At 58.6% G+C, this 24,308-nt stretch carries 17 protein-coding genes; 6 read left to right on the top strand and 11 right to left on the bottom strand.

Features of this window, described 5'->3' with window-relative positions:
- Positions 1-334: 334 nt before the first annotated feature.
- Both ACGY09_RS10475 and ACGY09_RS10470 read left to right on the top strand, forming a co-directional pair.
- Positions 335-1,183, top strand: coding sequence for a carbon-nitrogen hydrolase family protein (locus tag ACGY09_RS10475; RefSeq protein ID WP_397571505.1), 849 nt, complete (start codon positions 335-337; stop codon positions 1,181-1,183).
- Between the two features lie 232 nt (positions 1,184-1,415).
- The gene (locus ACGY09_RS10470) at positions 1,416-2,783 is read left to right on the top strand and encodes a PQQ-binding-like beta-propeller repeat protein (protein ID WP_397571504.1); all 1,368 of its coding nucleotides are present in this window, start codon (positions 1,416-1,418) and stop codon (positions 2,781-2,783) included.
- 51 nt (positions 2,784-2,834) lie between these two features.
- Here ACGY09_RS10470 and ACGY09_RS10465 read toward each other — a convergent pair whose 3' ends face one another.
- Entirely contained in the window at positions 2,835-3,692 is an 858-nt protein-coding gene (locus ACGY09_RS10465; RefSeq protein WP_397571503.1) for a formylglycine-generating enzyme family protein, read from the bottom strand.
- 315 nt (positions 3,693-4,007) lie between these two features.
- On the opposite strand from ACGY09_RS10465, the gene ACGY09_RS10460 reads away from it, so the two are divergent.
- Positions 4,008-5,024, top strand: a complete 1,017-nt coding sequence (locus tag ACGY09_RS10460) for an SIS domain-containing protein (protein ID WP_373650305.1) — start codon at positions 4,008-4,010, stop codon at positions 5,022-5,024.
- A 213-nt stretch (positions 5,025-5,237) separates the two neighbouring features.
- On the opposite strand, the gene ACGY09_RS10455 is transcribed toward ACGY09_RS10460, so the two are convergent.
- Together ACGY09_RS10455 and lpxD are read right to left on the bottom strand one after the other, a co-directional pair.
- Positions 5,238-6,131, bottom strand: a complete 894-nt coding sequence (locus ACGY09_RS10455) for an LpxI family protein (protein ID WP_373650306.1) — start codon at positions 6,129-6,131, stop codon at positions 5,238-5,240.
- Between the two features lie 192 nt (positions 6,132-6,323).
- Entirely contained in the window at positions 6,324-7,424 is a 1,101-nt protein-coding gene (gene lpxD, locus ACGY09_RS10450) for a UDP-3-O-(3-hydroxymyristoyl)glucosamine N-acyltransferase (RefSeq protein WP_397571502.1), read from the bottom strand.
- Between the two features lie 317 nt (positions 7,425-7,741).
- On the opposite strand from lpxD, the gene aroH reads away from it, so the two are divergent.
- Positions 7,742-8,113 (top strand): chorismate mutase, encoded by a 372-nt coding sequence (gene aroH, locus ACGY09_RS10445; RefSeq protein WP_397571501.1) that lies wholly within the window; start codon positions 7,742-7,744, stop codon positions 8,111-8,113.
- Between the two features lie 183 nt (positions 8,114-8,296).
- Here aroH and ACGY09_RS10440 read toward each other — a convergent pair whose 3' ends face one another.
- The 6 genes from ACGY09_RS10440 to pilM form a co-directional block, all read right to left on the bottom strand.
- Positions 8,297-9,718: a DUF6513 domain-containing protein gene (locus ACGY09_RS10440; protein WP_397571500.1), complete on the bottom strand. Its 1,422-nt coding sequence runs from the start codon at positions 9,716-9,718 to the stop codon at positions 8,297-8,299.
- 159 nt (positions 9,719-9,877) lie between these two features.
- Positions 9,878-10,792, bottom strand: coding sequence for a TatD family hydrolase (locus ACGY09_RS10435; RefSeq protein WP_397571499.1), 915 nt, complete (start codon positions 10,790-10,792; stop codon positions 9,878-9,880).
- A 141-nt stretch (positions 10,793-10,933) separates the two neighbouring features.
- Positions 10,934-12,139 carry an aldose epimerase family protein gene (locus tag ACGY09_RS10430; RefSeq protein ID WP_397571498.1) on the bottom strand — a complete coding sequence of 402 codons (1,206 nt, stop codon included), beginning with the start codon at positions 12,137-12,139 and terminating at the stop codon, positions 10,934-10,936.
- A gap of 289 nt (positions 12,140-12,428) precedes the next feature.
- Positions 12,429-13,838: a DUF1501 domain-containing protein gene (locus tag ACGY09_RS10425; protein WP_397571497.1), complete on the bottom strand. Its 1,410-nt coding sequence runs from the start codon at positions 13,836-13,838 to the stop codon at positions 12,429-12,431.
- 325 nt (positions 13,839-14,163) lie between these two features.
- A complete protein-coding gene (locus tag ACGY09_RS10420; RefSeq protein ID WP_397571496.1) occupies positions 14,164-15,858 on the bottom strand; it encodes a hypothetical protein in 1,695 nt (564 codons plus the stop codon).
- 101 nt (positions 15,859-15,959) lie between these two features.
- Positions 15,960-17,456 (bottom strand): type IV pilus biogenesis protein PilM, encoded by a 1,497-nt coding sequence (gene pilM, locus ACGY09_RS10415; RefSeq protein WP_397571495.1) that lies wholly within the window; start codon positions 17,454-17,456, stop codon positions 15,960-15,962.
- 901 nt (positions 17,457-18,357) lie between these two features.
- Between pilM and ACGY09_RS10410 the strand changes: the two genes are divergently transcribed.
- Both ACGY09_RS10410 and ACGY09_RS10405 read left to right on the top strand, forming a co-directional pair.
- Positions 18,358-19,359 (top strand): SgcJ/EcaC family oxidoreductase, encoded by a 1,002-nt coding sequence (locus ACGY09_RS10410; protein WP_373650328.1) that lies wholly within the window; start codon positions 18,358-18,360, stop codon positions 19,357-19,359.
- A gap of 119 nt (positions 19,360-19,478) precedes the next feature.
- Positions 19,479-22,277, top strand: a complete 2,799-nt coding sequence (locus ACGY09_RS10405; RefSeq protein WP_397571494.1) for a tetratricopeptide repeat protein — start codon at positions 19,479-19,481, stop codon at positions 22,275-22,277.
- Between the two features lie 322 nt (positions 22,278-22,599).
- Here the strand turns inward: ACGY09_RS10405 and ACGY09_RS10400 are convergent, their stop codons facing one another.
- Positions 22,600-23,304, bottom strand: coding sequence for a PTS sugar transporter subunit IIA (locus ACGY09_RS10400; RefSeq protein ID WP_397571493.1), 705 nt, complete (start codon positions 23,302-23,304; stop codon positions 22,600-22,602).
- A 125-nt stretch (positions 23,305-23,429) separates the two neighbouring features.
- Positions 23,430-24,191, bottom strand: a complete 762-nt coding sequence (locus ACGY09_RS10395; protein WP_373650332.1) for a sugar phosphate isomerase/epimerase family protein — start codon at positions 24,189-24,191, stop codon at positions 23,430-23,432.
- Positions 24,192-24,308: the final 117 nt, after the last annotated feature.

The raw sequence follows: 24,308 nt of genomic DNA, 5'->3' as shown, positions 1-24,308 counted from the left end.
GCAGCACCCCTTCCTGACGGATTGCTGACCAGGCTGACTAATAGGCTGACTAAGAAGTCCGGTACGGATGGGGGTGGGGGACATCGACGATGACGGAGTTGTCCGCTTTTGTGCTGCTGATGGTGCCGACGCAAGGGTAAGTCCCTGACGCTGAGTCGTGGTGAAGTTTGAGTCGAGGTGAAGTTCGTCTCGACGGGCGTTCGCCTCGAATGTCATGACGGGTGGATCCGGAAACCGCCCGTACCGCGATTTGGCAAACATCGCTGCGTCCTCCCGGTGACGTGATCTTCCTGTTAGGATGCCGTTTTCCCCTTCCCGTGTTGAAAGATGAGCTATGCGAATTGCGGCGATTCAGACGGATATCAAGCTGGGCGACAAGGCTGGCAATCTGGACCGAATGATCTCTTACGTGCGCGAGACCAGAAAGAATGGCGCCACATTCACCATCTTTCCCGAATGCGCACTGACAGGTTACTGCTTCGACAGTATTGAAGAAGCTCGCCCTTATGCTGAATCGATTCCCGGACCGTCCGTCGAAAAAATGGCGGCCGTGTGTAAGGAACTGGGGGTCTATACTGTATTTGGTATGTTGGAATCCGACGGTAGCAAAGTCTTCAACGCTCTGGCGCTCGTCGGACCCGAAGGGCTGGTCGCCTCGTACCGTAAGATCCACCTCCCTCGTCTGGGGGTTGATCGATTTACCGATTACGGTGACCGCCCCTTTGCTGTCCACGAAATCGCGGGGGTCAAGGTGGGTATGAATATCTGCTACGATGGAGGATTCCCGGAATCGTCTCGCATTATGACCCTGCTGGGGGCGGATCTGATCGTCCTGCCAACCAACTGGCCACCCGGCGCGGAAGGGGCAGGGGATTTCACCGTGAACGCACGAGCGATGGAAAATACTGTCTACTACGCGGCCGCCGATCGAGTCGGTGTGGAGCGGGGAGTGAAGTTCGTCGGCAAAAGCAAGATCTGCGATCCGCTGGGGAAGACGATCGCCTTCGCGGATCACACGGAAGAAGAAATCCTGTACGCCGATATCGACGTCACCCGGTCCCGTACCAAACATCTCGTCCGAACAGCGGGGATCAACGAAGTGGATCGGATTGCGGACCGACGGCCCGAGGTTTACGCTCCGCTGGTAGCGCCCCATTCTCTGAAACGGCCCGGCCGCGACTGATGACCGGAATATCGCACCGCTGGCTCACGCGGCCGAATTCCACGCCGGTGAGTTTGAAAGTGAGAGAGACAGGTGGGACGGTCACATCGCGGTCATGGACACCCCAAACCAGATTCTGAGATGACATCAGTGGACCCCGTTCGGAAGTGGAGCAGACTGGTTCGCTGAACCACGCTCTGGATCCCGTTCGCCTGACTAGACGTTTGCCTGACTAAACTTAAAGGATTGAAACATGTGCTGTCGATTGACTCGTCCGAACCGGGTAGTTCCGATTGTGATGGCAGCCTGTTTGTCGCTGGCATCCTCGTCGTTTGCAGATGACTGGCCACAGTGGATGGGGCCCGAGCGCGACGCCGTCTGGCGTGAAAAGGGGATCATTAAGACCTTTCCTGCTGATGGTCCCAAAGTTCGTTGGCGCACGAAGGTGGGCGGGGGTTACGCGGGACCTGCCGTGGCGAACGGACGGGTTTATGTGACCGACAAGCAACTTCCCACTGGCGAGAGTGACCCAAGCAACCCCTTCAGCCGGGAACGTCAAACAGCCTCTGAACGCGTCCTGTGTCTGGATGACAAAGACGGCTCGATCATCTGGAAGCACGAATACGATTGTCCCTACACGGTCAGTTATCCCGCTGGTCCCCGCACGACCCCGGTCATCAAGGACGGGTTTGTCTACACGCTCGGCTCAGAAGGACATCTCTTCTGTCTGACCGCCGACTCCGGCGAGGTCGTGTGGTCTCGTTCGTTCCAGAAGGATTACGGCCGTGATCAGACCCCTGTCTGGGGATATTCCTCAAATCCTCTGCTCGATGGCGACCGGCTGATCTGTCTGGTTGGAGGCGAGGGGACTGCCGTTGTCGCGTTTGATAAATCGACCGGCCGGGAGGTCTGGCGAGCCCTGGATTCCACTGGCGAACATGCATCGGGGTACAGTTCACCGATCATCGTTGAAGCGGGTGGGAAGCGGCAGCTCATTGTCTGGCATCCTTCCTCCATCAACGGCCTCGATCCGGAAACGGGCAAGGTCTACTGGTCGGTTCCCTTTACCTCACAAACGGGACTCTCCGTGGCCACGCCGCGAGTCGATGGTAATTTGCTGTTTATCACCGCTTTCTACAACGGCTCAATGCTGCTCAAGCTGGACGAGAAAACTCCGACCGCGACCGAAGTCTGGCGACGCCACGGCAAGAATGAGCGTCAGACCGATGCGCTGCACAGCATTATCAGCACTCCGATGATCGATCAGGGACATATTTTCGGGGTCTGCAGCTATGGCGAACTACGCTGTCTCGATTTGAAGAATGGCGACCGTCTATGGGCGACGTTCGAAGCGACCAGCGGAAGGTCTGCACGCTGGGGGAATGCCTTCCTGGTGAAGCACGAAGATCGGTACTTCCTCTTTAACGAGCAGGGGGATCTGATCATGGCGCACCTGACACCCAAGGGGTATCACGAACTGGGGCGAGCTCACCTGCTCGAACCGACGGGCCCTGCCGAACGACGCGACGTTGTCTGGACGCATCCGGCGTTCGCGAATCGAAATGTCTATGTCAGGAATGACCGGGAAATCGTGTCAGCCTCGCTGGCGGAATCGGAATGACCGCCATGGCGGCGGCCATCCCGGTTCGTCTCCGGGCAGACCAAGGACAGTTCATTTTGACTTGACGCAGCGGAAGCCGATGGCATCGTCTTTCGCTGTTTTTGATAATCCGCGCCGGGCAGAACTGGTCAGGAGCGGGTAGGCGTCCTTCCATGAGCCCCCCCGGATGACGATTTTGCTGGATTCATCCTCGGAGGTGACAGCCGAACCGTCCGCCGGAGCCTGCTCATAGTTGGGGGACCAGGCATCGGCCGTGAATTCCCACAGGTAGCCATGTATGTCATAGAGTCCCCAGGGGTTTGGCTTGAGGACTCCGACCTGCGGATCGTTGCCCGCGGCGTTGCCGGTATGCCAGGCAAATTCATTCAGGATGGATGTCGCTGGGGGAAAATCTGCTTTCGTTCGTGGCTCGTCCCCAAAGCTGTAGCGAGTCTCGGTCCCCGCGCGGCAGCAGTATTCCCACTCGGCTTCCGTCGGCAGGCGAATGGTTTCATCCTGTTCGATCAGTTTGTCCGCTCGCAGAGCCGCTGTCACCTTGCGACAGAATTCATTGGCTTCGTTCCAGGACATACGTTCTGCCGAATTTCGCGGCCCAGGCCAGCGACTGGGGTTGTACCCCATGACGGCGTGAAACAGGTTCTGCGGGACTTCGTATTTCGCGATCGCGAATGGTTTTGACAGTTTGACTTCGTGGACAGGCTTCTCATTCGGTTCCCCTTGGTCGCTGCCCATCTGAAAGGACGCAGGGAAAGAGGCTGTTCCGGGGGTAATCGCCACGAATTCGTCCACGAACGTCTGCAAAAGGTCGGTCGTCTTTTCTTCTTCCGCCTGGAGTCGGGCCGTGGAGGTCCATCCTGGCAGAAAGACCGTAGCGGTGCTGATCAGTGAGAGAAAACGACGACGTCTCATGTTCGTACTTTCTGCAGGGGTGAGAAAACATCAGAGGGCATGTCGAAAATCCAGATCGCCGCATCGGAGATGGCCTGTCAGCGGCATCTCAGACGGGCTACGTTCAAAGAAAACATATTCCGTTTGAGTCAGGCCGCAAAGTCGACCGGGTCGTGGAGGCGGTATCTGTTTTCATCGGCAGCGGGACAGTCGCATCAATCAACGTAATTGCACGCGTCCATCCGTGCGAACCGCGACATTGACAAAAGAGGTGCCCCCCTTCACGATCGTAGTCTTCTGGCAAGTGGTGTTTGAGAATCTCAAAGGAAATTTGACGTGATTGCAGATCGATCGCCCTACTCGAAGTTCAACCTCATTACCGACATGATTGCCGCGGCTGAGGTGATTCGAACGTTCGATCCTTCGGAGGTCAAGGCGACCGCCGAAGAGATTGGCAAGGTAGGGAAGCTGTTGATTTCGGGTGAAGGCTCGAGCCGGATGTTCCCCGCGAAGAGTGCCATTGCACACGCACGACGAAAGGGATGGCCCTTCACCATCGCAACAGAAGCAGGACGACAATCACAAGAGTACGCTCTGAGTGACTGGGCCGTACTGGGGATTTCGAACTCGGGTCGTACGGCCGAAGTCATTCGACTTTTCAACGCCTTCAACGCGGCGGGCCATACCCATCGTTACAGCCTGGCTGCTTTTGCTGAGTCGCCACTGGAAGCGCTGGCTGCTCGCGGTCATGTGCTGAAATGCGGAAAAGAAGGGGCTGTTGCCGCCACGAAAAGCGTTGTGGAACAGGCCTTGTTCTGCCGCGCGCTGGTCGAGGCGCTGGGTGGGGACACGTCACTCAAAGGGCGGCTGCCCAAGCTGGCTGATCAGTTTCTCGAGACGCTGGCTTTGCCAATCGACGCCGAAATTTCGCAGAAGATTGCTCAGGCAAACTCCATCTACTTCTCTGGTCGCAATGACGGTGTTGCCGAAGAGTTGACGCTCAAGACGAACGAAATCACCCGTAAACGGGGGGATTATCTTGAGGGAACTTACGCGGTCCACGGGATCGAAGAAGCGATGCAGGCCGACGATGTCGTGATCTGGATCGATCCCTATGAAGAATCCGAACAGAAGTTCCATGACGTGCTGGTCAAGGGTGTGGGACTGACCGTGATCGCGATTTCCTCGCGACCGACGCTGTTCCCCACGATCCAGATTCCCGACGCTGGGGATCTGAATGTCTTCCTGCAACTGGCCGCTGGCTGGAATCTGCTGGTCGAAGCGGGGCTACGGCTCGATATCAACATCGACAAGCCCGTTCGAGCCCGAAAAGTCGGGAACGAGTTCGTCTGATGCTCGTCTGCGATTGATCGGATCCCAAACGAAAAGTGCACTGAAGGTGACTCCTCCAGTGCACTTTTTGTTTCGCGAGTTGATCAGCCGGAGGGGGCGCCGCCTACTGCGGAACAACTCTGCTTGTAATTCATCGGGCAATCGCACGTTGGTGTGACAGGTGAAACGAACGCGGGAGCCGGCAGCGGACTCGCCCCCGCCGGACGTTCCGTTTCAGCCAGCGGCACGCATTTCCAGTTCGACCGCGCTGACGGCGACGATGGCGATTCCCAGTTTGTCGGCCAGTTCGATCACTTCCGGCTCGTCCAGAATGATCGTCTTGTCACTTTCGATCGCCAGCACACGGCCACCCGATTCGTGCATGGTCTTGATCGTCTGCAGTCCCACGGTCGGAACGTCGAACCGCATGTCCTGTTTCGGTTTCGCGGCCTTGACGACCGTGAATCCACCTCGGCGGCAGAGTTCGGCCGAACGTCGGATCGCGCGGTCGGTTCCTTCAATTGCTTCCACTGCAATGACGGCCATGTCGTGGACGATAACCGACTGACCGATATCCAACCGACCCATTTCTTTGGCCAGTTCAAAGCCGAAGCGGATGTCTCTCCATTGAGACTCCGTCGGTTTGCGTTTTGTCAGGAAACCATGTTTCACGAGAAGCTCCGGACAGTAATCGAGTGCGGAATCGAAGTAAATCTGATCGCGTTCGAATTCGCGAATCACCGCCAGCAACAGCGTATCATCTTTCCGGTCGCGTTTGGCGTACACCAGCCACATGTGGATCGTACGCCAGTCGGGCATGAGCCGCAGGATGCGGAAAGGTTGAAACAGAACGGTCTTTTCAATTTTTCCCGCCATGACCACACGATCGATGCGGGCCTTCTTGAACAGATTGATGGCTCGCCCAATCCTTGCCAGGGGCGCCTCGACGTAAGAATGGCAAATCGAGCGTAGCTCGGGAGCCGCCATCCCCATCACGCCGACACCATACACATGATGCCCCTGGTCCCGTGCTGCTTCGGCAAATGAAATTGGGAAACGTCCCGCCCCGGCTAACAGGCCGACGCGTCGCGCTCCCACTTTCAGTGATCTGTCGGTGGCTCCATCCATGGAGTCCAAGCCCTTCTAAATTCAGTTCCGTTTCCGGGGACGACTCGTCCTTGAGTTTCCCGGTCCTCAACGGAGATTACTGACCCTTCGCTGTCGTAAAGTCCACAAGCACCGTTCGGCCATCCTCAGCAGGATCGACCACGCGGTGTTTTCCGTCCTCCAGAACTCAATCTGGCTCCAGCACGCGTGAGTTTATCCCGCCGCGCGATGGGTGACCGGATCTGTTGCAGGAGGATTCCCCTTCAGTTTCTGTAGCTCTGCTGCCAACGCAGCGACCTGCTTTTCGAGGTCGCGGAGCTGGTCTTTCATGTCCGGCAGCCGCCGCATGGCGACGACGAGCCGCTTCTGTTCCATTTCGTGCGTCGCTGGTATACCGAGCCAGGTCTCGCCCGCGGGAACGTCTTTCAGAACACCCGCTTTGGCTCCCACTGTCGCCCCTGTGTTCATCTTGGCATGGTCACGCACACCGACCTGACCACCCAGCCGGACATAGTCGCCCGACTGACATGAGCCGGCCAGGCCGACTTGGGATGCGAAGACATTGTGACGTCCGACTTCGCAGTTGTGCCCAATCATCACCAGGTTATCGAGTTTTGTTCCTTCACCGATGATGGTCGGCCCGATGGCCCCCCGGTCGACCGTCGTGCACGCCCCGATTTCAACGTCATCCTGAATCTGGACTGAACCGAGTTGCGGGATTTTCTCGAACCGGCCAGCGGCAAAGCGATAGCCAAAACCATCCGCTCCAATCACCGCTCCACTATGGATGATCACCCGGTTCCCGATCGTGACGTCGTGGTAAATAACGACATTCGGATGCAGAACGACTTGGTCTCCAATCCGGCTGCCCGCTCCGATGACCACGCCCGGTAGCAGGTCGCAGTCGGCTCCAATCACCACATCTTCACCGATCCAGACTCCGGCCGCGACATGACAGTTCGGACCGATGCTGGCGGTTTCGTGAATGTGAGCGTGGGGCGAGATCCCTCGCTCGGGACGGCTGCGAATCTTGCGGAACAGGGGCAGTATCTTCAGGAAGGCGACCTGGGCGTCGGCAACGATGATGCGAGCGAAGCTGACGGAGTCGTCGATCATTGCCGCGACTTTGGCCGGCATCAGTACCGCGCCCGCCTGACAATCCTTCAGGCGTGAAACATTCTTCATGTCCGCCACAAAAGTGACTGCGGAAGGATTGGCCGACTCGATCGCCGCGGCGTCATCGATCAGACGCGCGGCATCGCCGCAGATTGTTCCATCCACCAATGCGGCCAATGATTCCACCGATTCAGTCACGCGGCGTCCTTTCCACGGAAGGCTTCTACGAACACAATCCCTCATGTTCCACACTCATTTTGTAAAAAAGTTTGCCAAATCAGGCAAGAGTGATCATGCAACTGTCATTCTTTCAAAGCCCGTTCGCCGATTCTGCAACCGGTGGACGACTGGCGATTTCGATCGAAATAGGGTATTTCTACCGCCGAAAAGCCCATTCAGTGACCAGAGAAATGGCATCCTGCGCTGTTCCGGCAGTTGGGCGTGTTTGGTTGTATTTTGAATAAGTCCCTTATTTCAGCAGTCTGCGTAAGCTGAATCGGGGAGGAGTCGTAAGCATGTCGGTGCGAGGTATTCGAGGAGCAACCAGCGTAGAGTTCGACGCGGCCGAGGAAATTCTCTCTGCCACGCGAGAACTGCTGAACGAACTGCTCCGGGCGAATGAGATCACAGAATTCGACGAAGTTGTTTCCGCCATCTTCACGACGTCGCATGATCTGACTTCGACTTTCCCCGCTGAAGCGGCCCGCGCGATCGGTATGAAACAGGTCCCGCTGCTGTGCGCATCCGAGATTGCTGTTCCCAGCAGCCTGCCCCGCTGCATCCGGGTCCTGCTGCACGTCAACACGGACAAGAAGCAGTCCGAAATCGTCCATGTCTACCTGCGTGAAGCCAAGAAGCTGCGACCTGACATGTGCAGTGCTCAGTGACAAAACGTGTACCTGAGGCGCCTTACCATTCGCCTTCACGTCCCTGGCATCACGCCGTCCATGCGGTAAGCCTCTTCGATCGAGCCCGTTTGCAAGTTGCTGGTTCGATCATGTCAGGGGGATGCGGGTCCCTGCTCGCTTCACAACGGAGCCGGCTGGTTTCGTCGAATTGGAAGAACCTGATTATTCCGCCGCCGGTGCGGGGGATTCGGATTCACCCGTTCGGTGCTTTCGCCGTTTGAGAGCACTGACTTCGTCGACGGTCAAAAATCCCCATCTCAGGGTTTCGTCCTGGATGTATTGCTTGCCGAGGGTCAGTGCTGTTCTGGCCTTGTTCAGTTCCATTCCCAGGTAGAAGGCATGTTCGGCGGTCATGGAACCGCCGGTGCTCGCCCGCATCTCGTCGAAGACTTCGTAGGGATCGCTGCCGTGCCAGTAGCCGTCACGATTCATCAGATGAACTTCGCCCCCCTCAGCGAAGACGCGGAAGTTCGGGTCGGTCAGTTGCCCCGCCATCGTCCGCAGGTTCTCGTCCCCGAGAGCGCGTCGTTTCGGGTCGCGGAGCATGACGAGCTGGCCCCCCAGATGCTTGGGCAGGACCCGATTCTGCACGCTGTGCCGCACCAGTCGCCGGGCCAGATCGAATTCGCGAACGGCGGTGGTCCCCCAATTGATGACTTCGGTCGCCAGGACGCTGGCAATCTGCAGCTCTTCGCAAATTGCTGCCAGCAGGAAGTTGACCCCGGCGCTATCGACTTCCGTCAGCTCGGTCAGATTCCCGACCCCCATCATCATCGAGATTTCGGGAAAGCGACGCCGTGTTTCAAAGTACCGCTGAAGCGACGCGGCAAAACCAAAGCCGATCGGCTCAAGGACAGGATCCAGCCGAAACGATCGCCCCGCCTCGGTCAGTTTCGCAATGGTCCCGTTCCAGGAATCGAGATTCCGCAGATCGTCCGGGATCACGACAAACTCGGCAGGGACCTTGCAGGCCCAGTCGACGTTGGTGCCGTTACAACTGAGGACCAGTTCGGCACCCGCTTCGACGGCCGACTCGACTTCCCTTTGATCAAAGCTGTCGACGGAAACGCGCAGGCCTTCAGACCGCAATTGCCTGACAGCGGCGGCGATCCCCGGCCAGGTTTCACCGGGAATACACCCCAGGTCGATGACGTTGGCGCCAGACTGCTGATACCGAACAGCCTGACTCAGTAGCTCTTGCTCACTCAGCCGCGGGGCGTGGTTAATTTCGGCCAGGATCTCGATGGAGTAGTCGTCGAGTGGCGGGATTGCTCGTTTGCTTTTGCCGAAGTGTTCCGGCAGGTCGAATAGATCCTTGGGGCCACGTTCGAACGGCAGTCCGAACTGGGAAGAGAGCGGCGACAGATCTCCCGTGCACCAGCCGGGGAGAATAACGCGACTGACACCGGCGGGCACCTTCAGTTTTCGCTGCACCCAGTTCACATGCATCAGGGCGGCGACAGAGATGCCGAGTACGGCGATTTCGTAGTCGAAGCCCGCTTTCTCGGCGAGTGGCTGAAGAACGACCTTCAACGACGGTTCCGCCAGTCGGCCGGTCACAAAAAGAAGACGTTCGCGCGACATGCGGACCACTGTGCGGCTGTGGGTGATCAAACAGGGATCGGTCAATCAGGATTCCAGACTGACCAGGGTCCGTCCCGATCGCTTCAGGGGCAGCCCAGGTCAATTTTCCATGATTGGACTGCCTGAGTCTTACCGGACGACTCAGACAATTATACCGAGCTACTGAATCAGATACTCTGAAGTAGCCTCGTCGACGCGGGGTGTCTGTCCCCCTCGCAGCACGCTGTTCCCCTGGAACAGGTTTCGCTGATCGACGGGAAGTGGGTTCAGCCAGTCCGACTCCTGGAACTGACCGCTCTGCGCGTAGGCCGTCAGTGCGTTACGGTAGCAGGCCAGTTCGATGTGTTCCTGCGGAATGCCGCGCTCTTCTGCCAGCTTGGCTGTTTTGGGGACCGCCAGGACGTCGGACTTGCCCCAGTCGGCTGAGCTGTCGACGATCACTCGTTCTGCTCCTGCGACTTGCAGAATGTCGACCATCCGGGCATTTCCCATCTTGGTCCCGGGGTAGATCGTAAATCCACACCAGTAACCGCGATCGAGCACTTCGCGGTAGGTTTCCTCATTGTTGTGATCGATGATGCACATGTGAGGTGAAATGCCATGCTCTTCGATGACATCCATCGTCCGGTACGTCCCCCGCTTTTTGTTGCGGTGAGGCGTGTGAATCAGGACGGGCAAGCCGACTTCCTTGGCCAGCTCCAGTTGCAGGCGAAGGAATTTTTCCTCGGTCGCGGTCTGGTCGTCGTAACCGATCTCACCAATTGCGACGACCCCTTCCTTGGTGGCAAACAGGGGAAGGAGATCCATGACCTGTTCGGCGAGTCGTTCGTTGTTCGCTTCCTTGGAGTTCAGTCCGATCGTGCAGTAGTGCCGGATCCCGAACTGCGCCGCCCGAAACCGTTCAAACCCGACAAGGCTCGAGAAATAGTCCTTGAAGGTACCGACTTCCGTCCGTGGCTGCCCCTGCCAGAACGCCGGCTCAATAATCGCCTTCACCCCCGCCGCCGCCAACGCTTCGTAATCATCCGTCGTGCGGGAAACCATGTGAATGTGAGGATCGATGTAGATTGACACAGGCGGCCTGTCGACTTTCTCTGACCGGGTTGCGGCGGGGCGGGTGGACCTGTTGTTCCTGTGGGATTGGCAGGCGAGTCCTTCAGGGGGGGACTCGCTGCCGTCCCGGTGGGGGTCTTGATTGCCAGGAGATGGCGGTGGTTACTGGACCGAGAACTTGTGTACCGTGGTCTGGCGATAGGTTTCGCCGGGGTTCAAACGCGTGGTGGGGAACTCGGGGCGATTCGGTGAATCCGGGAAGTGCTGGGTTTCCAGACAGAAAGCACCATGCTTCACGGCGTTTCCTGTTTCTCGCGTCCCCTCCAGATAGTTGCCGGTGTAGAACTGGACGCCGGGCTCGGTGGTGGAAATTTCCAGGACGCGGCCTGACTTGGGTTCGACGATCCGAGCGGCGGGACGAAGCTCTCCGGCGGTTCCGTTGATCACATAGCAGTGATCGTAGCCACCTCCCCCGTTGACCGTCTGATCGATGCGGGTCCCAATTTTTTCTGGCTTGGTGAAGTCCATGACGGTACCACTGACCGGGGCAAGTTCCCCTGTGGGAATCGAACCCTCGTCGACAGGAATGTACTTGTCACAAAAGAGGGTCAGTTCGTGATCGAGGATCGTTCCGTTGGCGGCGCCGGCGAGGTTCCAGTAGGCGTGGTTGGTCAGATTCAGGACCGTTGGCTTACCCTCGACGGTGGCTTCGTAGTCGATCCGCAGTTCGTTGTCGTCGTTGAGAGAATACGTGACGACCGTCTTGAGGGTTCCGGGGAATCCTTCTTCCCCATCAGGGCTGGTGTACGTGAGTTTGACGCCAGCGGCTTTTTCGTTCTGGAAAGGGTCGGCTTTCCAGAGTTTCTTCATGAAGTGCTCGATTCCGCCATGCAGATGGTGACCGCTGTTGTTTGCCGCCAACTGGTACTCTTCGCCGTCGATGGCAAATTTGCCGTGGGCGATGCGGTTGGCAAACCGTCCGCAGATCCCGCCAAAGTAGGGGCCGTTGACGAGAAATTCCTCGGGCGTGGCAAACGTCAGCGTGACATTTTCCAGCTTGCCTTCGCGGTCGGGAACTTCGACCGAGGTGATGATTCCGCCGCGGTTGATGATTCCCACTTTCATGCCATGCCGGTTTCGGAGGTTGAAAGCTTTGATTTCCCGACCGTCTTCGGTCTGGCCAAATGGTTCGGGTTGGACGGTCAGCATGGGTGTTTCCGCGGAATTGGTTTCGGTTTCGATCTCCGGAGTGGGCGTTTGAACGCCGGGAGCGGCAGGTGTGCTCACTCTTCCCTCACATCCCATGGCGATCAGCAAGCCGCTGAGCAACAGTCCCGTTGCCAGCCGTGGATACGGTTGTGTTTTCATGGTGCATCGTCCTGGTTCATGTAAGGCACGCCGGTCATTGAAGCCCTATCTTGGGTTTCGGTGACAAGGGATGCAAGTCTCACAGCTCCGTCAAAGCACTGCCTGCAAACTTTCACACCGCAGGGTCGCCGAGGGGGGACCATTCGGGCTCGGGAAGGAGGCTCTGTCACGCCGCCGCCCCGGGGCCTCATCGTCCCGCTATTCGACGCTTGGCTCAACAGGGGAGCATCGCAGGGAATCGAGTGCTGCTATTGACGCAAGCACATCCGGCCAACGGGGGTGGCGAAAGTTATACAAACAGTTCTCGAACCGGTCGTCCCGCCACGATCTGATGCGGTCGGTTCAGTCCGTCGTGCAGGACTTCTCCCGGTGCAACACCCAGGGCGTGGTACATCGTCGCGACGAGATCGTGAGGAGTCAGTGGTTTGTCGCTGGGGTAGGCTCCGTGTTTGTCGCTCGCTCCGTAGACCTGTCCGCCGCGGATTCCGCCTCCTGCCATCACGCCACAGTAGCAGTACGGGTGATGTTCACGTCCCACGCTGGCGTTAATGTGGGGGGACCGTCCGAACTCACCCACCCACACGACCAGCGTGTCGTTCAGTTGGCCCGACTGTTCTAGGTCGTCGAGTACGGCACTGAAAGCGCGGTCGGAAGGAGGAATCAGGTCGTTCTTCAGACGATTGAAATTGTTGCCGTGCGTATCCCAGAAGTTTTGGCCGTCATTCTGCCAGTTCACGGAGACGAACGGGACGCCGTGGTCAAGTAACCGGCGGGCGAGCAAGACGCTTTGTCCGTGAGTGTTGCGTCCGTAGCGGTCACGTGTTTCCGGTGATTCCTGCTCAAGATCAAATGCCTGTCGCACTGAGGAGGAGGTCAGCAGGCCGAACGCCTGCTGCTGTTGAGCATTCAGGCGGCGCGACATCGACGCCTCATCGACCAGACGGCGCTGAGTATCCATGAGCGTCAGCAGGTTCTGGCGACGGAGCAGACGGTCAGGCGACTGACCTTCGATTAATGAGAGCGAGGGGACTTGCCAGCCGGGGGCGTTCGGGTCTCCGGCTGCCAAAAGTGGATCGTACTGTCGTCCCAGCCAGCCGGAGTCTTGTCCGGGGGCCTGACCTCCCGGTGCTGCAGGGTGATAGGCGAACCAGGGGACCGTGACGAACGAAGGGAGTGCCCCCAGTGACGGCCGCAGCTTTGACATGACACACCCGATGTGCGGGGTATCGCGATCACTGGGGGGAGCCGCATCACTTTTGTTTCTGGGGGGAAGTTGCCCCGTCAGTGTCGTGTGTCCGCTGGAGAGGTGGGCAGGGTCGTCGTGACCCAGTGAGCGGATCACAGCCAGCTTATCCGCACGTTGAGACAGAAGCTGAAAGTTCTCAGAGAAATTGATGCCGGGGACGTTGGTCGCGATCGTCTTGAACGGGCCTCTCACCGCATCGGGGGCCTCGGGCTTGGGATCAAACGTGTCCAGTTGGCTCGGGCCGCCCCACATGAACAGCAGCAGGCACCGCTTCGCCCGTCCAAAGCCAATTTCACCTGAAAGAGTCTCGGAGGCGGTTACCTTTTTACCGGCCGTTCCCTGCAGCGCAGCCCAGCTTGCAGCGCCAAACATGCTGGCCTGAATGAGAGTTCGGCGTCCCACCAGCATTCCCGGCTGAGGCAACAGGGCGTCTGTTCTGTAGGGATTGATCATGCAGTACCCGGCAGGTTCAGAGGTTAGTTCAGCAGTGATGTCGTACTGAAGAATTTTCAGGAGTGCGGTGCGGGCTGTTCGGCAGGTTTATCGGTGGCAAGCGGTGCAGGCAGGACGCAACAGGTTGGGTTGATGCATTGTGGCGGATCATGGCGGGGGAAGTCAATTCCGGCTTGGCCAGCAGGCGACGAGGGTTGACGGGGGTTGACGGGGGTTGACGGGGGTTGACGGGGGTTGACGGGGGTTGACGGGGGTTGACGGGGGTTGACGGGGGCGCGAACTTCCGGGCAGCGTGCGGGCGGTGTCACCCCGCACGGGGGTGAAGTTATCGTCGCACCACCGGTGATTGTGCTTCTCTCAGTGTCTGTCCCGAATTGAGGCGTAGTTCCTTCTTGCCGATCTTCAGGATGATGTGGTTTCGGTTAATTTCTTTGACCGTTCCCTGAAGTTCCGCGACCGAGAACTCATCCCCCTCGTGCAACTCCGTCGTTTTATTTCGGGAGGCATCGTAGAAAAAGGCGCGCTTCACGTCTCCTTGTCGAAAGATCATATTGAGACGCGTGAAGAACGCTTCATCATCCTGAACGTCCAGCTTCAGCGCCAGCGTGGTCGACTGGGGTGGAGAATCATTGTCGGTGACAACCAGTGGCACGGTCAGTTCACCCGTGGGAATGGCGTCTCCGGGGGCCCAGGTCAATTCCCCGGTACGGTCATTGATTGAGAGCCCTTCAATGGGCTTACCAAGCTTCCACGTGTAGCGGGCCGTCGAGTCCGGGTTGTTGACGAGTTCGGGCTGAAATTTCCAGTCCCGGTTGAGATAGACGACGGGGGGAGGTGTGTCTGCCAGTTTGGGGATGGGGTTTGCATCCCGCAGTCGGATCGTCACTGTTTCCGTCAGGACGCCTTGCGGCGCCGACGGGTGCCGAATCTCGATCTTGAGCGGGTAAGCATCCTGTTTCACGTCGTTGCCGGGTCGCCATGTCAGACGACCTGATTTATCGAGTCGCAAGTTTGCGGGGGGATCCCCAACGAGAGAGAACTGCGGTTTTCCCTTTGATGTATCATAGCTGACTGCGTTTAACGTCAGTTCGATTGCCTTGCCCCGTACGAAAGGGCGTTCGGTGATCGGCGCGAGTTGCATCTTGTAGGGTGGTGCGGGCTTGACGAAAATGTTCGCCGAAACGAGCTGGGAAAAGGCTTCCTGAGTCGGTTGTGGCAACCCCGGAATCTGGCGAACAAGTTCAACCAGCGAACCCTCTTCGTGCAGGGACGAGGATGTCTGGTCGACGCCGCGGGTCACTGTCCATTTCCCACCTTCCATCTCCGTGACGGTCATGAATTCATTTTCAATGCGGATCTGAAACCCGGGCTCTTTGGGGAAGTCGTCGCCAACTTCGACCTCGATGGCGGTGGCGTCTTCCGGGGTGTCCGCTGTGAGGTTCGTTTGAGGAAACAACGTACGACGCGTCGGGGCATCCACGAGCGCGATCCCCTCGGCCTCGAGCGAGACCTTCATGAACGGATCGCCTTCGACTTCGGGCGAACTGATGTGCAACTGCGAGATACGATGCAGCAGGTTGGTGCGATAGAAGAGATCGAGGAAGCGGACGATCTGTTCGTAGCGGGCTTCGGCTTCGAGTCGAATTCCAACGGAAACGTACTCGTTCCCTTTGAGTGCGCGGCGCGCGGGCGAGACCTTCAGGTCTTCCATTTCGCACAGTTCCCCCAAGTCAGTCAACCAGCGCTGATACAGTCGTTCGGCGTTGGAAGCGTCCGGGCGTTTGAGCTTCCCTCCATCGGGTGGCAGACTGATCTGACGCGCTTCTTTCAACGTCTTGGCAGATCGAGCCAGATTCAAGAGCAGGTCGTCCTTCTCGGCGACCGATTTTGTCAGCCGCTCAAGCTGCTCGCTGCGCGCCTGGAAGGGGCCGAAAATGACGGAGTATGCCCAACCGCTTCCCTGCCAGACCACGACGAAGCCGACCAGGATTCCCAGGATGAGTTTTTCGCGAGGTTGCATGATTCCAATCCACGATTCAAAGGCGAGGCAAACTGATCCCGGCGATGTCAAACAGGGAGAGTGGGGCCTGACGAACTGATTCGAGCAGGTCCCGCAGGGTGTCATGGTTTTGCGGCGGGGGGCGACGGCGGTTTCGCGGGAGGGGCGGGTTTGAGTCGTTGCGGGCCCATTTCCATTTCGACTTCAAACCGGTTCTGGTATTCCGAGTCACCCTTGCCGGAGGTGATCGGCTTTTGTTTGATGCCGTTCTGGAACTTCGGCAGATCGGCCAGACGCTGAGCGAACTGCTCGGCCTCGAAGCGTGTTTTCGCGTTTCCTGCCGCTTTAATTCGGGCGATGGAATCGCCACTGCCGGGGTCGAATCGATAATCGGAAATGACCAGTTTATCGGTCCCTTCCATGACCTGATGAAGTTCGGCAATCTGTTGCAACTGGTTGACGCCACGGGCACGCCAGTCCTCCAGAGCCTTCGACGCCACGAAGGTCGGTTCACCCTCTTTCAACTGGTCCTTGAGTTTCGATTCCCTGAGCTGATTCTGATTAATCTCAGTGTCGTACGCGGCCAGACTTTGCTGGACCACGGCGGTCCCCGTTGCCAGAACGAGGAGTGCTGCAGCAGCGGCGGCAGCATAGTAGGGCTTGCGGGGATCCCGCTTCGGCGGGGGCTGACGGGGATTCAGCAGGTCCAGTTTGGGCGTGATCGCTCCGGACTGTGTGAATGCCAGTCCAGCAGCAATCGCGTAATGGGACGAGGGACCTTCCAGCTTTGCTGATCCCCCAGAAATTCCGCTTTGCAGAAACGGATCAAACCTCTCCGCGGGACAGTTCCAGCGTTTCGCCAGTGCCGCAGGAAGTTCACCCACATCAGCGTCGTCCCCGATCACCCAGGCCCGGTGCAATGTCCCTTCTGGCAGCCACGCCTGAACCTGAACCAGCAACCGCGAGACCTCGGCCAGCATCTTGGTCACCGGTGGAATGTCGTTGATCGACGACCACTTCACCGCGTGTGCTGCGATCAACTGACGCTGCGAAACCACCGCCAGTTCCATGCGGGCCTGATCTCGTAACACAATCAGGCTGGCCCCCGAAGTCTCGATCGCCTGTTTTGCCTCGCCGCGCGCAATCAGTTCCGTCAGTGCGAGCGAGCTGAGCGTCAGATGAGTCAGGTCGAGACCTGCCTCTTCCAGCAAGGTGCGAAGCGGGGTAACGGTCGACAGCAGTGCTGTGGCCAGCCAGACTTCTTTCTGTGAGACCCCCGCGCGCAGCGGCAGAGGAAGATAGTCAAGCAGCAGCTGGTCGAGCGATTGAGCGGTACGTGCTGCGGCCTGAAACCGGACGAGTGTCGGCAACTCGTCATCGGGCACGGACGGGAGTTCCAGCAGTCTCAGCACGGCGTCTTCGCGAGCCAGCGCCACGACGACCTGTTTGGCGTTGATATTGTGTCGGCGCAGGGTTTCACGCAGCCACTTCGCGCTGACGGGTTGCTCGGGCCAGCTCACACTGAACCCCCCGGCCACCCTGGGGTCGGCCGCGGTCGGGCTGAATTCGATCCCGGTCAGTCGATTTCGATCCCAGCTGAGGGCCAGTAGATCGGCCATAGTATTCCCTTGCTGCCCGACATGCCTGTTGTGGGTGAGTCCCGGAGGTCGTGTCCGGGACTCGTGTGTTCGTAAGGTCCAGCCTTCAGACTATGTAAAGGATACGCACGGGGGCGACCCCGAATAAAACTCGCTGCGCGATTTCAGGTCTTCTTCAGGCGAGCCTCGTTTCGGTCTCTTCGGTCAATTACGGCTGCAATTTGGGCAACTACCGGCAGCGACTGCCGATGGGCTCGTGATCGGAGTCTGTCCCGTGGCCGACATTCATTGTCTGTTCTCCTATATCGGCAATCGAAATCCTCGTCAGGGGGTTAAGGAAGAAATCCCCATCATTCTGGCGTTATCCCGGTTGCCGCAACAGGCACAGTCTGCCGCGATGTGTCGACGACAGGCGTATAATCCTGCGAGAGTGTCCGCGAAGCGGGCTGGGGTCTCGCGTTCACTGAGCGACCGTCGCGGCGGTGTCGGGGCTCCCCGCCACTGGAGGTTGCGAGGTCCTGCACCGTCACGGTGTGATGAGAGGAGAGAATCGATTGCGACATAACAGAGAAGCCGCAGCGGTGGGGATTCACCTTGAACTGCGTCGCATGATGACGGCTGTCGAAGAGTGGATGCCGGTCTGTTTCTGTGGGTTGTCGCGTCCCTATGAATGAGGATCGCAGACGGGAATGTGCTCATCGTCTGAGCTGGTACCGACTTGATAGCAGGTTTGGATTTCGGTATCAGTATAATCATTACTTCTCACAGATGGATCGCCCCGTCACTTCGATGGATCGCCACGGCTGGCACGATCTCAACTCACACTCAATCTTGTGTCGTTCACCATCGCGCGCGTCGATCATGTCGAGCTGCGGCTCGTCGTTCGATATCACGTGTTCTCTCTCCAGAAGGAATCGCACCGATGAGACTTGGCAACCTGACAGGTTTCGGATCGTTACTGCTCGGAATCGTGCTCACCGCCAATTCTGTAGCAATGGCCCAGGCGAGTACCAACGCTGCTGCCGATGCGGCAATCAAAGAACGCGTCGAAGGATTTGTGAAGGCCTACAACAGCCATAACAGTGACGCGCTGTCAGGTTATTTCACGGACGATGCCACGCTGATCGACGTTGAGGGAGCGGTAATCCGGGGCAAGACCTCGATTGCGGCGCAGTTTGCCGAGGGCTTTGCACAGTCGTCGACCTACAAGCTCGATTCGCAGATCGAATCCATTCGTTACATCACACCTGATGTGGCACAGATTGAAGGTTCCTCGTCACACACGGCCCCCAATGAAGCCCCGATCATCAATCGCTTTGTTTCGCTGGTGGTCAAGAAAGACAACGTCTGGAAGCTGGCGGAAATCCGTGATCTTCCTTCCTCGCAGGATGACATTTCTCCCGCCGACCGGCTGGCTGAACTGGAATGGATGATCGGCGAGTGGGTCGACCAGGGTGGTGATCTCAAGATTCACTCCGTTGTGCAGTGGGGCGAGAACAAAGCCTATCTCACGCGAAAGACGACCATCTCGGAAGGGGAAGAAGGGAGTCACAGCAGTCTGATGGTTCTGGCTTATGATCCACAGGCAGGCCAGATTCGCTCATGGTTGTTTGATTCGGCCGGGGGACGGGGCGAAGCCACCTGGATCCGCGTGGCAGATGATCAGTGGGTCCTTCGTGCTGCCGGGAATCTGTCCAACGGACTGCCCAATTCGGCGACTCAGGTCGTCACCATCGTCGGCAAGGATGCACTGAAGACGAGTTCATTCGATCGCATCATTGGTGGAGAAATCGCGCCCGATATTGATGAGATCATGATGGTTCGCAAGGCTCCTGCTGTGGGTGATAAAGCTGCGGCACCCGCCGCCAACAATCCTGCGGCACCAGCGCCCGGAGTTCCGGCGAAGCCAGCCCCTGCGAAATAATTCCGAGCTTTCGGGCCTGAATACTGTCGTTTCGATTGGAGGCCGTTCCGAGTTGACCGGGAACTGCCGGGCCATCGCATTCTGATTTCCATCAACGCTTTGCTCCAGGGTGTCTCACAATGTACAAGCGACTCGCTGTTTCTCTGATGGTTGCGGTCTGCCTGTCATTCCTTACCCCTCCCACTTTCGCTCAGCGCGGGCGACCGGGAGGTGGAGGCGGAGGACGCCCGGGTGGGGGCGGTGGCGGTGGCGGCCGACCAGGTGGTGGAATGTCACATCCGATGGGAGGCATGTCGCGGCCTGGTGGTGGCGGCGGCGGAATGGCCCGCCCCGGTGGTGGTGGGGGGATGTCGCGACCAGGCGGAGGTGGCGGAGGTGGAATGACTCGCCCGCCAACCCAGATGGCTCGCCCCTCGATGCCCAGCCGTCCATCCAATATGGGCGGAATGGTCAATAACCCGATGTCCAATCGTCCTTCGGGGATGTCACGGCCCAGTATGCCCAATCCGGGGATGGGCAATCGGCCGAATATGGGCGGAATGAACAGGCCGAACCTGCCCGGCGGCGTGACCGCCGGAGGTCAGCGTCCCACGATTCAGAATCGACCGAATACTCGTCCAGGTCAGATCGGTGGACCGGGAGGGGGCAACCGTCCTTCCGGAGGAATCGCCGGAGGTGTTCGGCCCACTATTCCAGGTGTCTCGGGGAACCGGCCTGGTGGGATCACGGGGACTAATCGTCCCGGAGGGATTCAGGGAGGGGGAAGCCGTCCGCCAGGTCAGATCGGAAACCGTCCTGGAATCGGAACGGGACCTTCCACGTTGCCCGGACAAGTCGGAAATCGCCCGGGGACTCGCCCCGGTGTCACTTTGCCAGGCCAGATCGGCAATCGGCCCGGCATTGGAAACCGCCCCGGCAGCGGCAGTCGCCCTGGGACGGGTACGGGTGGTCCCTCAACGTTGCCCGGGCAGATCGGCAGTCGACCGGGAACGGGACCCGGGATAGGACCGGGAACTCGCCCTGGTGACATTGGAGCGGGTTTTCGTCCTCCGATTACGACCGGGCCGGGGGGCTCGAATAATCGTCCACCATGGCAGGGGGGAAATCGTCCCGGCGGGGGTGCACGACCACTTCCCGGACAGATCGGTGCGTATCCCGGCGGGGGAGTGCGACCTCCCATTGGCGGTGGCACATCGCCTGGAAACAAGCTTCCCCCTGGTCAAATCGGTGGGAATCGACCGGGGGGGAACCGTCCCGGTGGGGGTGGCGGCGGCCAGTGGGCCGGAAATCGGCCACCCTGGAATGGCAATCGCCCCGGCGGTGGCGGCCGACCTGGCCTTGGCAACGGCGGCGTTCACGGCAACCGGCCCGGTGGAGGGAACTGGGGTAACTGGAATAGCGGAAATAACATCGGTAACAACGTCAACATCAATAACAATCACAACACCGTCATCAATCGGCCTGGAGGCAATTGGGGCGGGGGTTGGGGTGGTGGGAATTGGGGCGGAGGTAACTGGGGAGGCGGAAATTGGGGTGGTGGAAACTGGAATGGCGGTAATTGGGGCGGCGGTGGCCGCTGGGGTGGTGGCTGGGGCGGCCGTCCGTGGTATGGGGGTGGCGGGAACGTCATTAACAACAACTACTATGGACCCGGCTGGAGCGGCGCGAACTATGGAAACTGGTACCACGGGGGTGGAAACTTCTGGGGTGGCTTTGGCGCCGGACTGGTGACCTCATGGGGCGTGAACGCGCTTTTCAACCCAGGCATCGCTTACAGCAGCTACAGCTACTTCCCGTCTGCCTGGGCCGCGCCCGTTTATGGAAGCTGGGGGCTCAGTTCGATCTCATCCGATTGGATGTATGGCAGCTATGCCAATCCTTACATCACACCGGCAACCCAGACGGTGGTCATTCAGCAGCCTCAACCGGTCGTGGTGGAAGTGGGAAGTGCACAGCCCACTACCTCGCAAACAATTGTCGCCTATGACTACTCGAAGCCGATCGACACGACGGCGGCTCCACCCGAGCCGACGGCAGCCGAATCTGCGCAGAAGGTCTTCGAATCGGCGAGAGAAAGCTTCAAGGCCGACGACTTTGGACGGGCGTTAAGTCTGGCCGATCAGGCCCTGGTTCAACTGCCATCGGATCCCGTCCTGCACGAGTTCCGTGCACTTTGTCTGTTTGCACTGAAACGGTATGACGAAGCGGCCGCTGTCAACTACGCCGTGCTGTCTGCGGGACCAAGCTGGGATTGGGCGACGATGATCAATCTCTATTCGAGCATCGACGTCTATACAGACCAGCTTCGGCAACTTGAGAATTACGTGAAAGACAATCCCAACTCGGCAGCGGCACAGTTCCAGTTGGCCTACATTTACCTGGCGCAAGGTTCGAAAGAAGCAGCCGGTAAGCAGTTTGGTGAGGTTGTGAAGCTGCAGCCGGACGACACGCTCTCTGCGAAGCTCGCCAAGACCTTGAATCCCACGGAGGAGGTCAAAGAGGTTCAGCGAAAGCTGTCGAGCGAGTCAGTCTCCGTGCCAACGCCGGCTCCTGATGGCGACGGGACAACTCTGGCAGCCGGGGATCAGGCCGCTCCTCCTCCGCCACCGGAAAAGCTGCAGGGAACCTGGGTCGCTTCGCCCGATCCAAAGGTGAAAATCATCCTCGTTCTCAAGTCGGGCGGCGAGTTCACCTGGGCTGTGACGCAAGATGGGCGTACACAAACGATTCAGGGACAAGCTGGCTATCAGGATGATGTGCTGGTGCTGGGTCAGCAGGAGGGCCCACCGCTGGCGGGGAAGATCACTTATGACGAAGGGAAGAAGTCGTTCTCGTTCAAGCCGCCAGGTTCGGCAGAGAATGTGCCTGGTCTGAACTTCACGGCCGAACAGGATGGAGTTCCCCCTGCCGTCCAGTAATGGTGACGGGAACCGTCCATCCGACTTTCACGACCGTGTGCGATCGCACACGGTCGTGGCGTTTCGGGAGGATCAAAGTGGCTTCATCGTAACCCGGTAAGGACAATCCGGGGCGCGCGACTTGCCATCCGGACAAGCGGGAGCGACACCGCGATGACGATTCCCCAACAAAGGAGCGACTGATCACGTTTCCGGCTGCCATAGCCAACTTGAGCGCACACGCTGCGGGAGACCGTTCGCGAACGGAGCGGCTTACGGTGTGAAAGAAAAAAGCCAGGTCAACTGGTGCCACCCGGCTTTGTGAGTTCGCTGGAAGAGTGTGTCAGACGATGAACTGCTGGTCGGCCTGGACGATGACTTCGTAGGCGGTGGCACTGTCTTCTGCGGCGCGAAGTTCATCCACAAAACCGGGGGTTTGTAACAACCGCCCGAGTCTTGCCAGAACGTGCAGATGAGTTCGCGAGTCGCGACAGACGACCAGAAAGAACATATCCGTCATGACGTGATGGGGGGCTCCGAACGGGATGCCTGATGGCAGTCGGCCAAAGGCGATCACTGACTGACCCAGCGCGTCGGGAAGCGGGTTCCGCGGATGGGGAATCGCAACACCGTTCTCGAATGCGGTGGACAGGACGGTTTCGCGTTCCTGAATGGCAGCCAGCAGAGCCGCGGGTTGCCAGACTTCCCAGGTCCGTCCAGCCAGTTCGACGAGGCTTTCCAGGACCGAGCGTCGCGTGCGGGCTTCGAGAGGGACCAGCACCGTTTCGGGACGCAGGAGTGCTGAGATCGGATGGGGATCTGCGAACTCGGCTGAGCGGTGTGTCTGCTCAAGAACAGCCAATTCGCGATCGGTGTACTCACGCATTTCCTGTTCCAGCCAATGAGTGATCTCAGTGGGGTGAAACTGCCACTCGCCCGCCATTTTGCGCCCCGGTATACGACCGCGCTGGACGAGTTTCTCGATCTCGCGGCGGTCTCGCCCCAATTGACGAGCCAGCTCTTCGAGGCTGAACCATTCTCGCGACATGTTTCGGCCAAACATTCAAAGGGCGGGAAAAACCGTTGGTGGGAATCTGCAGAAGCAACCACGAGCGATAACAATCGTCACTTGGTTGCGAATCGGCACTCCGTTGCCCAGAACCATTTGCCGAGTTACTTGGGGGCGGTCGCCCGAAGCGACATCCCTTTCACCACCGCATGCGACTGTTCGATCAGGTGTGTGTAATTCGACTTCCACACATTACCCGACCAGACCTGAATGTCAAAGTAACCAGCGTACCCTGCTGACTGAAAGCCTTGAATCAGTTCTGTCAGCGGGAGCACCCCTTCACCTGGCATCCGGCGATCCTGTTCCGAACCGGGCACGCGATTGCTGTCACTTAACTGCACGATGTTGGTGATCGGCGCAATTTCGGGAATACGGCTCAGCAGGTCAGGCTCTTCAAACATCTGATAGGTGTCAAAGGCCAGACCGACGTGTGATGAGCGGATCAGGCCCAGCACATCCAGGGTCTCATCCAGCGAGTTGAGGTAAGTCCACTTTTTGCTGAACTGCCGATGCATCGGCAGCAGCGACAGTGTGACCCCAGCCCGTTCTGCGTAGTCCGCCATCTGCCGCATACCATCCACGACGAGCCGGCGGCTGTGGCGTACGGTATGTCCATGCTTTGACCCGCTGACACAGATCACGGTTTTCGCACCGACGATCTCGGCTTGATCAATAGCCTGCATGCCATCTTCGATGGCTTCCAGATAACTGAACCCGCAACCGCCTGTGAAGCCTCCAGCGAAGGACAGCGATGAAACTGTCAGTCGTGCGTCCGTCAGTGCCTGTGCGGCACGCCGTTCTCCAAAATCAGCAAGCTTGGGTCGCCACAATCCAATCGCATCAAAACCGGCCTGCTTGAGTTGCAAGGCTTCTTGAGCTAACGACCATTGGAATGTAGTGAGCTGACTTAATGACAGTCGAAATGGAGCGATTGACTTGGGAGATGCAGCATATCGGTCTAATAAATTCGGCAGATCGGCGTC

The organism is Schlesneria sphaerica (genome assembly GCF_044336245.1).
Lineage (GTDB): Bacteria > Planctomycetota > Planctomycetia > Planctomycetales > Planctomycetaceae > Schlesneria > Schlesneria sphaerica.
This window is presented reverse-complemented; position numbering and strand designations above follow the sequence as displayed.

Bases quoted from the DNA above. Each gene is read 5' to 3' on its own strand.
- ACGY09_RS10475 (WP_397571505.1), top strand. From the start codon at position 335: ATGCGAATTGCGGCGATTCAGACGGATATCAAGCTGGGCGACAAGGCT.
- ACGY09_RS10470 (WP_397571504.1), top strand. From the start codon at position 1,416: ATGTGCTGTCGATTGACTCGTCCGAACCGGGTAGTTCCGATTGTGATG.
- ACGY09_RS10465 (WP_397571503.1), bottom strand. From the start codon at position 3,692: ATGAGACGTCGTCGTTTTCTCTCACTGATCAGCACCGCTACGGTCTTT.
- ACGY09_RS10455 (WP_373650306.1), bottom strand. From the start codon at position 6,131: ATGGATGGAGCCACCGACAGATCACTGAAAGTGGGAGCGCGACGCGTC.
- aroH (WP_397571501.1), top strand. From the start codon at position 7,742: ATGTCGGTGCGAGGTATTCGAGGAGCAACCAGCGTAGAGTTCGACGCG.
- ACGY09_RS10440 (WP_397571500.1), bottom strand. From the start codon at position 9,718: ATGTCGCGCGAACGTCTTCTTTTTGTGACCGGCCGACTGGCGGAACCG.
- ACGY09_RS10430 (WP_397571498.1), bottom strand. From the start codon at position 12,139: ATGAAAACACAACCGTATCCACGGCTGGCAACGGGACTGTTGCTCAGC.
- ACGY09_RS10425 (WP_397571497.1), bottom strand. From the start codon at position 13,838: ATGATCAATCCCTACAGAACAGACGCCCTGTTGCCTCAGCCGGGAATG.
- ACGY09_RS10420 (WP_397571496.1), bottom strand. From the start codon at position 15,858: ATGCAACCTCGCGAAAAACTCATCCTGGGAATCCTGGTCGGCTTCGTC.
- pilM (WP_397571495.1), bottom strand. From the start codon at position 17,456: ATGGCCGATCTACTGGCCCTCAGCTGGGATCGAAATCGACTGACCGGG.
- ACGY09_RS10410 (WP_373650328.1), top strand. From the start codon at position 18,358: ATGAGACTTGGCAACCTGACAGGTTTCGGATCGTTACTGCTCGGAATC.
- ACGY09_RS10405 (WP_397571494.1), top strand. From the start codon at position 19,479: ATGTACAAGCGACTCGCTGTTTCTCTGATGGTTGCGGTCTGCCTGTCA.
- ACGY09_RS10400 (WP_397571493.1), bottom strand. From the start codon at position 23,304: ATGTCGCGAGAATGGTTCAGCCTCGAAGAGCTGGCTCGTCAATTGGGG.